This window comes from Candidatus Kuenenia sp. (genome assembly GCF_027493735.1).
Classification (GTDB): Bacteria; Planctomycetota; Brocadiia; order Brocadiales; family Brocadiaceae; genus Kuenenia; species Kuenenia stuttgartiensis_A.
Genome location: NZ_JAOSKF010000012.1, coordinates 81,875 through 93,907, shown reverse-complemented (window position 1 = coordinate 93,907; position 12,033 = coordinate 81,875). Strand labels below are relative to the sequence as shown.

At 40.8% G+C, this 12,033-nt stretch carries 9 protein-coding genes and 2 pseudogenes; 3 read left to right on the top strand and 8 right to left on the bottom strand.

Annotation, left to right across the window (positions count from 1 at the left end; genetic code table 11):
• The first annotated feature begins 133 nt into the window (after positions 1-133).
• Entirely contained in the window at positions 134-1,105 is a 972-nt protein-coding gene (prmC, locus tag M5U24_RS07000) for a peptide chain release factor N(5)-glutamine methyltransferase (RefSeq protein WP_099326971.1), read from the top strand.
• Positions 1,086-2,360 (top strand): UDP-N-acetylglucosamine 1-carboxyvinyltransferase, encoded by a 1,275-nt coding sequence (gene murA / locus M5U24_RS06995; protein ID WP_099324181.1) that lies wholly within the window; start codon positions 1,086-1,088, stop codon positions 2,358-2,360. Before prmC ends, murA begins: the two co-directional genes overlap by 20 nt.
• A gap of 265 nt (positions 2,361-2,625) precedes the next feature.
• On the opposite strand, the gene M5U24_RS06990 is transcribed toward murA, so the two are convergent.
• The 3 genes and pseudogenes from M5U24_RS06990 to M5U24_RS06980 form a co-directional block, all read right to left on the bottom strand.
• A complete protein-coding gene (locus M5U24_RS06990) occupies positions 2,626-2,952 on the bottom strand; it encodes a hypothetical protein (protein WP_099324182.1) in 327 nt (108 codons plus the stop codon).
• A gap of 123 nt (positions 2,953-3,075) precedes the next feature.
• Positions 3,076-3,567 (bottom strand): annotated as a pseudogene (locus M5U24_RS06985) (ISNCY family transposase); the annotation flags it as partial.
• Positions 3,568-3,751: 184 nt separating this feature from the next.
• The gene (locus M5U24_RS06980) at positions 3,752-4,372 is read right to left on the bottom strand and encodes a Druantia anti-phage system protein DruA (RefSeq protein WP_099324183.1); all 621 of its coding nucleotides are present in this window, start codon (positions 4,370-4,372) and stop codon (positions 3,752-3,754) included.
• A 96-nt stretch (positions 4,373-4,468) separates the two neighbouring features.
• Here M5U24_RS06980 and M5U24_RS06975 point away from each other — a divergent pair.
• A pseudogene (locus M5U24_RS06975) lies at positions 4,469-5,482 on the top strand (IS4-like element ISCku4 family transposase); the annotation flags it as partial.
• 379 nt (positions 5,483-5,861) lie between these two features.
• Here M5U24_RS06975 and M5U24_RS06970 read toward each other — a convergent pair.
• From M5U24_RS06970 to M5U24_RS06950, 5 genes are all read right to left on the bottom strand, one after another.
• Positions 5,862-6,425: an HAD family hydrolase gene (locus tag M5U24_RS06970; protein WP_099324184.1), complete on the bottom strand. Its 564-nt coding sequence runs from the start codon at positions 6,423-6,425 to the stop codon at positions 5,862-5,864.
• Positions 6,422-7,021 carry a D-sedoheptulose 7-phosphate isomerase gene (locus M5U24_RS06965; RefSeq protein ID WP_230405764.1) on the bottom strand — a complete coding sequence of 200 codons (600 nt, stop codon included), beginning with the start codon at positions 7,019-7,021 and terminating at the stop codon, positions 6,422-6,424. The genes M5U24_RS06970 and M5U24_RS06965 overlap by 4 nt, the downstream gene beginning before the upstream one ends.
• A 103-nt stretch (positions 7,022-7,124) precedes the next feature.
• Complete coding sequence (rfaE2, locus tag M5U24_RS06960) at positions 7,125-8,648, bottom strand: D-glycero-beta-D-manno-heptose 1-phosphate adenylyltransferase (RefSeq protein WP_099324186.1); 1,524 nt, start codon at positions 8,646-8,648, stop codon at positions 7,125-7,127.
• Between the two features lie 37 nt (positions 8,649-8,685).
• The gene (locus M5U24_RS06955) at positions 8,686-9,315 is read right to left on the bottom strand and encodes a response regulator (protein WP_164994744.1); all 630 of its coding nucleotides are present in this window, start codon (positions 9,313-9,315) and stop codon (positions 8,686-8,688) included.
• Positions 9,305-11,677 carry an ATP-binding protein gene (locus M5U24_RS06950; RefSeq protein ID WP_295102018.1) on the bottom strand — a complete coding sequence of 791 codons (2,373 nt, stop codon included), beginning with the start codon at positions 11,675-11,677 and terminating at the stop codon, positions 9,305-9,307. The genes M5U24_RS06955 and M5U24_RS06950 overlap by 11 nt, the downstream gene beginning before the upstream one ends.
• Positions 11,678-12,033: the final 356 nt, after the last annotated feature.

Sequence of the window (12,033 nt, the reverse complement as noted above, 5' to 3'; positions counted from 1 at the left end):
CGTTAAAAATATCCCGGAAAATAGAGGGTTCACCTTAATACCTTTTTTAATAACAATTTAGTTTTTTGATAAATCCGCCCATGCGTTAATCCGTTGCTTCCGCATGGGGAATAGTTGAGAGGTATTTTCTCACGTGAAACCTTCTTTTCCTTTTGTTTCAAATCCCAATGACAAAAGTACTAAAGTAGAAAACAAGACGTCCACAACTAAAAACACTGTCGGAAATATCATTCAATGGGCAACAAGGGAATTGCAACGTTCCGGCATTGATACTCCCCGTTTGGACGCAGAGGTTATACTGTCACATCTGCTGAACTGTGATCGCATACAATTTCATACACACCCCGACAAACCCGTACAACGCATAATAGCATCACGCTATAAAAAGGCCGTTCAGAGAAGAGCCAAAAGGGTACCGCTCCAATACATTACCAACCATGCAGAATTTATGTCCTCAGACTTTTATGTTGACGAAAGGGTACTTATACCGCGTCCGGAAACGGAATTACTAGTGGAAGCGGTTATTAAAAAGGCAAAAAGTTTCATCCATGAAAATGAAATTGTAATCATTGACATCGGTGTTGGAAGTGGGAATATTGCAATTTCCCTTGCAAAAAATATAAGCACTGCGGGAATAATGGCAATAGACATTTCCCCCGAGGCGTTGGATGTCGCCAAAATGAACACACAAAAACACCATTTGCAGGAGAAAATTACGTTTCTCTGCGGCAATGTATATGAGCCGTTACAATCATGCAGCATCAAAACAAAGGCACATTTCATCGTATCAAACCCCCCCTATATAGCTTCCACCGAATTATCTGAGCTGCAACAGGAAGTAAGGGATTATGAACCGTACACCGCTCTTATCAGCGGCAATAGTGGTTTGGAAATGTTTGAACGTATCCTGGCAGAAGCAAATTCGTGGCTAAGGCCGGCAGGTTTTCTCCTTTTGGAAGTAGCCGAAAAACAAGCGCGTCAGGTCATAAAAATGATAAAAAATACAAACATCTTTACATCGATACAGCGCATAAAAGATTACCAGAACATATCACGCATCATCATTGCACAAAGGGAGGGCAACATTGGACAAGATCGTAATTGAAGGTGGACATCGTTTGGAAGGAAAAGTACGCATAAATGGCGCAAAAAATGCAGCATTACCTATTATGGCTGCATGTTTATTACTCCATGGCCCCTCGCGTATAAAAGGAATACCCAATATTGTCGATATTCAGACGCAGATAAAAATATTGAAAAATCTTGGGGGAGATATCCGGCACATCGAAGACGGTTCTCTTGGAATAATATTTCGGGATGGCGAGCATAAAGAAAAGATTACAGCGCCTTACGATTTGGTAAGAAAAATGAGGGCGTCCGTCTGTGTTCTGGGCCCACTACTCAGTAAACGTGGCAATGCAAAGGTTTCATATCCTGGAGGATGTGTTATCGGGCAACGTCCTATAGATTTACATTTGAAAGGACTTAAGGCATTAGGCGCCAGGATTGAAACGGATGAAGGATATGTAATCGCCTCAGCAGGCACACTGAAAGGCACACGTATTTCTTTAAAAGGGCAATACGGCACGACGGTACTGGGGACATGCAATGTTATGACTGCTGCTGTATTGGCAGAAGGCACAACGATCATTGAAGATGCAGCTTGCGAACCTGAAGTGCAGGATCTTGCTTATTTCCTTAACAAAGCCGGCGCTAAGATTTCCGGCATAGGAGGCAGCATACTCACCATTGAAGGCGTTAAGGAATTGCACGGTGTGGACTATGAAATCATACCTGATAGAATAGAGGCAGGAACATTTATGATTGCCGGGGCGATAACGAAAGGAGAAATTACGCTGGAGAATGTCAGGAACGATCACCTTGTCGCAACAATCGAAAAATTGCGCGAAATAGGCGTGGAAGTAACTGCAAATGGCAATACCGCCGTGGTGAAAAGCAATAATACCTACCGGCCCGCCAATATAACAACGATGCCATATCCATGCCTGCCCACCGATATGCAGGCACAATTTATGGCCTTGCTTTGTACAATATCAGGGAAAAGTGTAATTGCCGAAAAAATATTCCCAGACAGATTTATCCACTCCGCGGAATTAAGAAGAATGGGGGCAGATATTCGGGTAGACGTCCCGTATGCCACAATAAACGGGTCCCCTTTTCTTTCGGGTACTCACGTCATGGTTTCTGACCTCCGTGCCGGCGCCGGGCTAGTGCTTGCAGGTCTTGTGGCAAAAGGCACAACCCACATCCACCGTATCTACCATTTGGACAGGGGATATGAACAGATCGAAAAACGTCTGTCTCAACTCGGCGCTCATATAACACGGGTAAGCGAGTAAAACATTTCCGGCGCTTTGTTGTTAGACTGCAACGAGAATAAAACATTTTCCTTGTAGTAGCAAGGCGCACCTTGCCACTACAAATCATACCCCTATAGGTAGATTCTTTTTCAAAAAACTAAAATATTACTACAATTGTGTTCTCAAAACAGTAGCTTGAGAACAAGAATGGAGAATCTACAAATATTTGGGAATGCTCCCGCTCTTTCGGGTACTCACGTCATGGTTTCTGACCTCCTTTGAAATAGTTTAAGTATAGCTTATTTCAATAAGAGAAATTCCATTTCCGTATGAAGCAAAACACCACCAAGATCAAATCGGCAAATAGCCTGACGGCGCTATTTGCGATGTTTAGAGCAACAAAAAAAGTACCCGCTTCTGCTTCTTCAGTAAAAAACACCTCCAACCACGGTTTCAATAAATACTTAGAGAAGAAATAGAGAAGAAAACCGGCGGCTGCAATATAAAAAATATTTTTGCCCCATAAAACATAATCCCTGATTCTCATCAAAGAATCTTTCTTTGAGCCTTTTGCATCACAAAAGCCAAAAGCAATGTCGCCTATTTTGTCTCTGACAGTAGCAGAATTCATAAGAAGATATGCGGCTAAAAAAAGGATTATAATTAAAACATCACCGCATATATCCGGCAGGCTGGGTGTATGGAATTCAAAATGATGGCCATGTCTCCTCCAAATTGTAAAACATTAAAAAGAATAAGTATCCGTCTTTATGCGTAACTTCTCCTCCCTTCCGTTCTTTGCCAGCCTCTGTCCTGCCTTTACCACCACATCATTAATCTTGCCCAACGTCTCCTCATCGAGCAATCTTACGTTATCCCTGATGCTTTGCAGCGAATACTTCTTACCCCTCCCAAATACGGCATCTACTCCCATTATCTGGCGAATCAGACTATGGTGATTCACCATATCTTCCAACCTGTCATAATCCGCATCTAATCCCAATCTCACCACTCCTATTACCATTATCTGCCATAACTCCATCCCATTACGCCCTGTCTCTTTCTTCCCACACTTTACCTTTGCTTCCAATACCCTGAATACTTCCTCTCGTAATTCCTCTGTAACAAATATGTATTGTAATGCCCTCAATATCGGCGCTAACTCATCCCTGCTCTTTTCGGGAATTTCTACCTCTGATATTGGTGTGCTTCCAAGTCTCCTTTGCGGCTCGAATCTTTTTCTCATGGCGTGGCAGTTCTCCTTTTGATGACTCTGTTTTTCTGATGTTTTGGGCGAATGTTTGTCTCTTTTCACCCCTTGGTACCCTCGCTTCCCTTATTCTACGCCCTAAGTTTAACATCTACTCACTATACTTTCAACCCTTCATGCAGACACGGCAACGTCAAAGTCACCCTACGAAAGACGCGGATCAAGAATTTGTGCCAAAAGCTCCCGTCAATAGTTGTTTTTGGACTTGTGCTTTCAATGAGCGAACAAAGACCATCTTTGGCTTATTGTGCAGAAGATAGCCTTGTGATGATCTGGCAAAACCGGTTGAATGTCCTAAAAAAATCCATCCTGCGGCCTTATAGCAGACGCCTTTAAAAAAACGAGGATCGACAAAGGTCTCCACAAGCCAGATTGGATGCCCATAGACCTTAGTCCAGTCTTGTGATAAGCGTTTAAGGTTAAGAGAAAGAATACGGGAGGCAAGGTTTGGTACGTGTATCTGAGGAAGGATCAGGAAACGTGAGTTGTTTGCTATGAGTTTCAGTCGTTGCGATTTTAAAAATGGCGGCCATCCAATCCACTTATCGCGAACGGTACATTTTAATGCTGCGGCAGCCCAGCCGATCAAGGCAAGCCATTGTCCCTGTGATTCTGCTACATAGCGAATTGATTCTCCTACGAGAGAATGAAATACAAGGTAATGATGCTGGCGCATCAGTATGTCCCAATTTGCCTGGTCGTTTTGTGAAACAGGACGAACGGTAATTGAACAAAGTAGTTCATTGTGTGTGTTATCGATTGGTGTTGTATGCTGGTTCATGCCCTATAATATAAAATATTTTAGGGGGAATGTCCACGTTTTTTTACATATCTTTGTATATTATGCGCTTATGGAAAACTTTGACAGCGCCGTGACATTATGGGCCATTCCTGTCAGGTTGTTTCTCTTTTAGCTGAAGCCGGGAAAAGTTGTTTTGCTATTCCACTGGTGAGCAGAATTCATAAAGGCGTTGTCTTTTCAAACAGAGACCAAAGAACCTTACTCGACAAAATGGTTTTATTGATTAATTCTCTGGAGCTGAAAGAATTGTTCTACTTTATTGCAGACGCCTATTACGCATCCCATGCTATTATTAATGGCGTAGTTGCCCGGGGCAGCCACTTGATTAGCAGGGTAAGGAGTAATGCCGTTGCATACTTTCCCGTGGAACCGACTCCTGAAAAGAAAGGACGTGGACGACCCAAAAAATATGGTATGAAAGTAAAATTAAAAACATTGTTGAATGATCGCGCATCAATGAAGGAGGCGGAAAGTCCGGTTTATGGAGAGCAAGGCATAAAAATAAATTATAGAACCCTTGATCTGCTTTGGAAACCCGTGGGTATTCTTATTCGATTTGTATTGGTGGATCACCCTCAAAGAGGGAAAATTATTTTAATGAGTACGGATTTAACTATTAGTGCAATGGAAATTATCTGCCTGTATGGATTACGTTTCAAAATCGAAGTGTCTTTCAAACAGGCGCTTAGAACCTTGGGCACATATGCCTACCATTTCTGGATGAGAAACATGCAGCCAATTAAAAGGCGTTCCGGCAATCAACATGTACACAAAAGAAGCGCTGAATACAGAAATGCAGTTCGCAGAAAACTTGCAGCCTATCACAGACATATACAGGCCGGCGTTATTGCACAGGGGCTTTTGCAATATATTTCTTCAGCATTTCCATCGCTTGTTTGGAATTCCTTCGGGTCATGGTTGCGGACTATGAGGCCGGGAATTTGTCCTTCAGAACAAGTGACGGCCATTGCAATGAGAAATTGCCTTCCTGAATTTCTCGTGGATTCATCTCAAAAGTCAATCCTTACAAAATTTATTCTTGAACGAATCGATTTTTCCAGGGCAGAAGGGGCTCGATTGGTCGCATAGTTGCTTTTACTACACTTTTTAACTATTTTATTTTCACTCACAAGGTATTTTTACTCGTGAGAATGGGATTAGTGCCTACTGTAAAATACGGTACTCTCAAGTTATATATTTTATTATGCTATTAAAAATTAAATGTCAACAGTAAAAAAAACTGAATGTATAGATCGAATCTTCGTTACGTATTTTATTAGTTGAAAGTGTTGCTAAAAAAGCGGAAAAATGTATTGGATATGTGAAAAGTTGTGTGCATTTTAATGATTTCAGCGATCGCTCCAGGTCAGAATTGTCTGTTTGCTGTGCCATAAAATACAGCGAAACAGGGGGAAACTTCCCGGATTAATTTTTGAAATATGGGAAGTGTTCCCCTATTTACTCCAATTTACTCGGGGATAAAAAGCCGGGCAGCCTCTAAAAGATCTTTCACTACGTAGTCTGCCCCAAAGGGCGCATCCGGGTCAGCTTCCTGTTCATGATTTGGATTTATAATGAGCGCCGATTTACAACCGGCTTCTTTGCCAGCAAGAATATCCGCAGGGGAATCACCAATCATTATTGATTGCGACAGGTCGATATTGTATTGTTGTGCAGCATCAAATAACATCTTAGGCCGTGGTTTTCTGCAATCGCAATGCATCCTGTATTGTTCGACTACGCCTTCTGCATGATGCGGACAATAATAGAAGGCATCAACCTCAGCCTTTTCTATGATTAATATTTTTTTCAGTTTTTCATGGGTTTGTATTAAAGATTGTTCGTCAAAATATCCCCTGGCAATACCTGATTGATTTGTTACAACAATAATCAGATAATCATGATCCTTGAAAAGGCGTATGCCTTCAACCGCATGGGGTAATAATTTCAACTGTTCCGGTGAACTTAAATAGGGCGTGTGGACAACTATGGTGCCGTCCCGATCAAGAAATGCGGCTCTTTTCTTTTTCATTCAGGAACATGTCCAAAAATGTCTTTCTCGATAAGAGAACACAAAATATGCCCGATGGTAATATGGCATTCCTGTATCCTTGGCGTGTTTGAGGAAGGTACTTTTATGCAAAAATCTACCTCATTTTTTAAGAGACCCCCACCCATTCCGGTAAAACCCACGGTTATTGCTTTTAAGTCCCGGGCAATTTTGACCGCATTCAGTATATTTTTTGAGTTTCCGCTTGTAGTAAATGCCAGAACAATATCTCCCGCCTTTACCAGCGCCTCTACCTGTCTGGAGAAACACAAGTCATAGCCAAAATCATTTGCAATTGCGGTCATTACAGAACTATCCGTTGTTATGGCGATTGCCGGAAGGGGCCGCCGGTTCATTTTGAACCGGCCTATCATTTCTCCCGCTATATGCTGCGCATCTGCTGCGCTCCCGCCATTTCCCATCAAGTACATAAAGTTGTTATTTTTAAACGCCCTGACGATAACATCGGCAACGTCTCTGACAATCTCAACGTGGGTTGACAATAGTTTTTTTATTGTATCGATACTCTCTTGTAATTGGTATTCAATATCATTCATAAATAGTTCTTGTGTTTTCATATAAATCAGGCTGCCTTTGGCAGCGTTTATTCAGTTGTTGATGCTAATGTAGAGACGCATGCAATGCGTCTCTACAAAAAAGTAAGGTATAACTGCCTGTTTTTTAATGCGTCTGTGTGATTACGCCCTGTAACAATTCATCCCGGGTATGCTTATTAATGATTCTTGAGACAATGTTGGTGGTTGAAATTCCTTCCACTAAAGGAGCCAATACTACCTTGCCTCCGTAGGACTCCACAAACTCCTGCCCCACTACCCCTGCATCTTTCCAGTCTTCGCCTTTTACTAATATTTCAGGTTTTAAGGACGTAATAATGCTCATAGGTGTTAACTCATCGAACAACACCACGTACGAGACGTCTTCTAATGCCGCAAGCATTTTTGCACGCTCGTCCTGAGAAACAATAGGACGGTTAGGCCCCTTCAGTTTTTTTATTGAACTGTCCGTGTTCAGCCCAACCACCAGCAAATCGCCCTGTTTTCTTGCAAACTTAAGATACTCTATATGACCAACATGCAAAATATCAAAACAACCATTTGTAAAAACAACCTTGTCATTTCTCCTTCGGTGTTCTTTTAAAATATTTTCAAGCATTTCAACGGTTTTAATTTTCCCGGATTTCTGATTCCCTTCGCTTGCAAGTTCATTAAGTATTTCGTCTTTACTTACCGGAACAACGCCAATTTTCCCGACTTCAATTCCTGCCGCGATATTTGCCAGCAATGTGGCTTCCTCAAAACTATAACCCTCCCCGAGCACCAGGCCAAACATGCTAAGCACCATATCGCCGGCGCCGGTTACATCATACACCGCTTTTGGAGTAGTAGGGAATACCCTTCCTTCGCCTTTTTTATGATAAAGAAACATGCCTTCTCTGTCTATAGTGATAACGCAATACTCCAATTCCAGGTCAGAGACAAATTTACCCGCAGCCCTATGCAAACTCTCACTGTCGGTAATTTTGATTCCGGTAGCACATTCTGTCTCATGCCTGTTTGGAGTAACGGCGGTAACCCCTCTATAGCAGGAGTAATCTCCCGAAAGTTTTGGATCTGCAATTACTACTTTTTTGTGTTCCCGGCAAAGATGAATTATAGCCTTCAGTAGCGAATCAGAAAGCAAACCCTTGTTCATATCCGATATCAGGACAGTATCACAGTCCTTTATCTTTTCGCTCAGATAACCATTTAATTGTTGTTCTTTCTCTTTGGAAATGTAGTGGGTTTTTTCATAATCAACACGTAATAATTGTTGTATGCCTTTTCCTGCAGTTTGTAGATGTCCCATTAAACGCATCTTCATTGTTGTTGGACGGCTATTGTCAACAATGACCCCGTCAACGTCACATTTCATATTTTTAAGTATTTGCAAAAGAATAGTGCCATACGAATCATCTCCAATAACTCCGCACGCAAGCACCTGTGCCCCTAACATTTTTAAATTTGCAATAACGCTCCCCGCGCCGCCGGGCCGTATATCTTCTGAAGAAACGTTAATTACAGGTATAGGCGCCTCCTGTGATATGCGCCTGACCTCACCCCAAACATACTTATCAAGCATCAAATCCCCGATAACCAGGATTTTCGGGGATCCCAAATGTGAAACGATATGAAAAAGCTTATCCATAATATATTTAAAACTCCGGCAAAATACACGTTATATACTAGTAAGTATCCGCAATAATTTCCGTGGGATTTTCTTCCAGGAAATAGGACAACTTAACATTAAGAGACGCCGATAATTTATCAAGCGTATTAAGAGATGCAGCGATTTGACCGTTTTCAATCTGTGATAATAAGCTTGGAGACAGACCTGTCCGGTTTGCTAATTGCTTTTGGGTGATCTTTTTACTTTTCCTCAAAAACTTAAGCTTTTTCCCGACATCGCTCTTCAGTTTATCCTTCGAATTTTTGATAAGACAGTACGTCTTTTGTGCATTATGTAAAGCCTTTCTCAAGTCATTTAAGTCGAATGGTTTTTTTAAGTAATCAAATGCATCGAGTTTCATCGTTTCAACTGCCGTCTTAAAAGAGGGATAACCGGTCAATATAATAACACAAATATTCTGGAACTTTGATTTTATCTCCTTAAGCAACTCGGTACCGCTTATTTGCGGCATTTTTAAATCCAAAATGACGATGTTAAATCGGTCTTGTCCCAGGACGTTTATGGCCTCTGAAGGCATTGTAATACCTTTGGCGATGTAACCCTCTTCGCTTAAAAATTTGGTTAAATATAAATTATAGTCAATATCATCATCTACAACCAATACCTTTACGCCTTTATCCATCATATGTCACCTTTTCAAAGTTTGTGGGTAAATTAATTTCAAATTTTGCGCCTTTTCCCACGTCGCTTTTCACATGAATAGCGCCATTATGCCTTTTTATAATGCCATAAGTAATTGACAACCCCAGCCCTGTCCCTCTCCCTACTTCTTTGTCCGTAAAAAACGGGTCAAAGACTCTTGAAAGTTGATTTTCCGGAATACCTTTACCGGTATCCTCAAAAGTAATAGTAATGGTGTTTTTATTTTTAATGCCCGTTGTTATGGAGATGGTATCGCCGGAATCCGTTGCATCATCTGCATTAATCAGCAGGTTCATTATAACCTGTTGTAATTGCTCTGCAAATCCTTTAATTTTCGGTAGCCGGGAGGATAATTTCAAAACAATTTTCTTATTCTTTTTCGTAAAGGGTTCTATGATAAGCGCGACAGTGTCCTTTATAATTTTATTAATATTGGCAGGCCTTGGTTGTTCGTTTCCTTCAAAATGAGATAATTCCAGCAGGGAATTAACAATCTTTTCTATCCTTTTCGCCACCTTTTGCATCGTTTTAAATTCTTTTATTGTTTCATTGCTAAATCCCTTTTTTCTTTCAAGAAAGCCTTGTGTCATACCCGAAATGATTGCAAGGGGGGTATTGATTTCGTGGGCGACGCCTGCCGCAAGCCTTCCGATGGATATCAATCTGTCCGAATGTATTAACTGCTGCTGTAATTTTTTTTGCCGTTCTTCTTCCCGTTTTTTTTCCGTTATATCCTGAATCAGTTCCAGTACCTGCACAACATTTCCCTCCTTATCGAAAATCGGCGAGCTGATCACATTGCAAAATTTCTTTTTATTATGGTTATAAACCATGCGCTCTGTCTGGTTAATTTTTGCTGTTTTAAATACTTTAAACGAAGGGCAATCAACGGGATCTTCCTGAAAATTGCAAAAGGTATCAAAACAGGTATGATTTATTATACTTTTGCCGAGGGGATGATTATTGATTAATCGTTTGTTTGCCCAGCGAATTTTTTTGTCTTTGCCGATAACGAGGAGGTCTGCACCGATTTGACTTACAATATCATCCAGTTTCTCCTTTTCCCTTTTCAATTCCAGCTCCAGATTCTTCCGTTCGGTTATATCCCGAAAATGTGCTAACATATAAATAATATCATTTCTTTCTCTAACGGCAATAATATCCAGTTCCATCACCAATATCTGCTTATTTTTGCTGATTACCTCAATTTCAGTTGTCGGCGCCTTCTTATTGACCGCCATCGACAGTAGTGAGATAACTGTTATTTTTGACGGTATAGTCAGAAAATCAAAGACATACTTATTTACAAGCTCTTCCATCTGATATCCGATAATTTCTTCCTCGCGCCTGTTCACCGTAAGTATCTTTCCATTCAAATCTAACATCATCATCGAATCTGCCGCATAGTTAAACAACATCTTGTATCGTTCTTCCGAGGTTTTAATCCGGCTGAATAAAATAGTGTTTTCAAGCACTATTGCGAGCTGAGGTGCTATCTGCCAAAGATAGAAATAGCACTGTTCATCAAAACTGTTGATCTCCTTAGCGCCAAATGCAATTGCCCCAAGCACTTTTCCCTTAAGTATCAGGGGAAAACCCAGCCGTGAAAGTATTCCTTCACTATGCAACACCTTATCAGTCCAGAAATGTCCGGTGCTTGTATCATTCACCATGATGGGCTTGCCGGTTTGAATAATTTTTTCCAAAAGGCTGCCACCCATGGGAAATGATTCCCCCGCATCAATTTCACTAAAATCATACTTTTTTGTCAGCGCAAACACCTGAAACCATTGACCTTGTTCATTTGAAATAATTAAGCAGGCGCGAACAAATGGAATAATCTTTTTCAGCTCGCTGCACACCATTGAAAAACTTTCACGAATGTCAATGCTGGTAGCAATCGATTTGTTTATATTATTGATAATTTCTTTATCGAATAGCGTCTTTTTCAGATTCCATTCCAACTGTTGTTTGTAAAGAGCATTCTCAACCGTCTTTTTCAGGTAATCGGTGTCGAAAGGTTTCAAAATATAGTCAACAGTGTCCATGCATAGTTTTTTGATTACATTACCAACCTTTGCCCGATCAACCATAACAATAACATTTGTATCCGGCAAGGCATTCTTTGTCCTTTTTACTGACAAAAACTCATGTTCATCGCACAGGCAGAGGTCGAACAAAACCAAATCAATGTTATATTCCTTTATAAGGAGAACAGTATCATAGCCGTGACACGCCATGTAAACAAGATATCCGCATTTTAAGAGCATCTCCCTGAGTGAATTACCTGCCGGATGTTCATCATCATTGTTGACAACAATAAGAATTTTTCGGACTTTTTCCATAGAAAACGCAACTGGCTATTATCTTGTAAACACTTTCATAATAAAAATTTATTAACGCCGCTCATCTTAATATCATAAAAAATCTATGTCAAGAATAAAGAATCCCACCGCGCCGGCGATTCAATATTTTAAATTGTGTTGGGTTTTAAAAGACAAAAACCCAAGGCATTCATTTTTACCCACCCCTCAATTCCCTGCCCCAGAGGGACTTATCAAGTTCCCTTCTGGGAAGGGTAGGGGGTGTCCATTGCTTAACTAAAAATATTGAAATTCCTATACATAAAATGCATTGGCGAAAAGGCACCATTTTTCATGAACTTTCCTATCTTTTATTTTGTTTACAAAGGATATGCTCG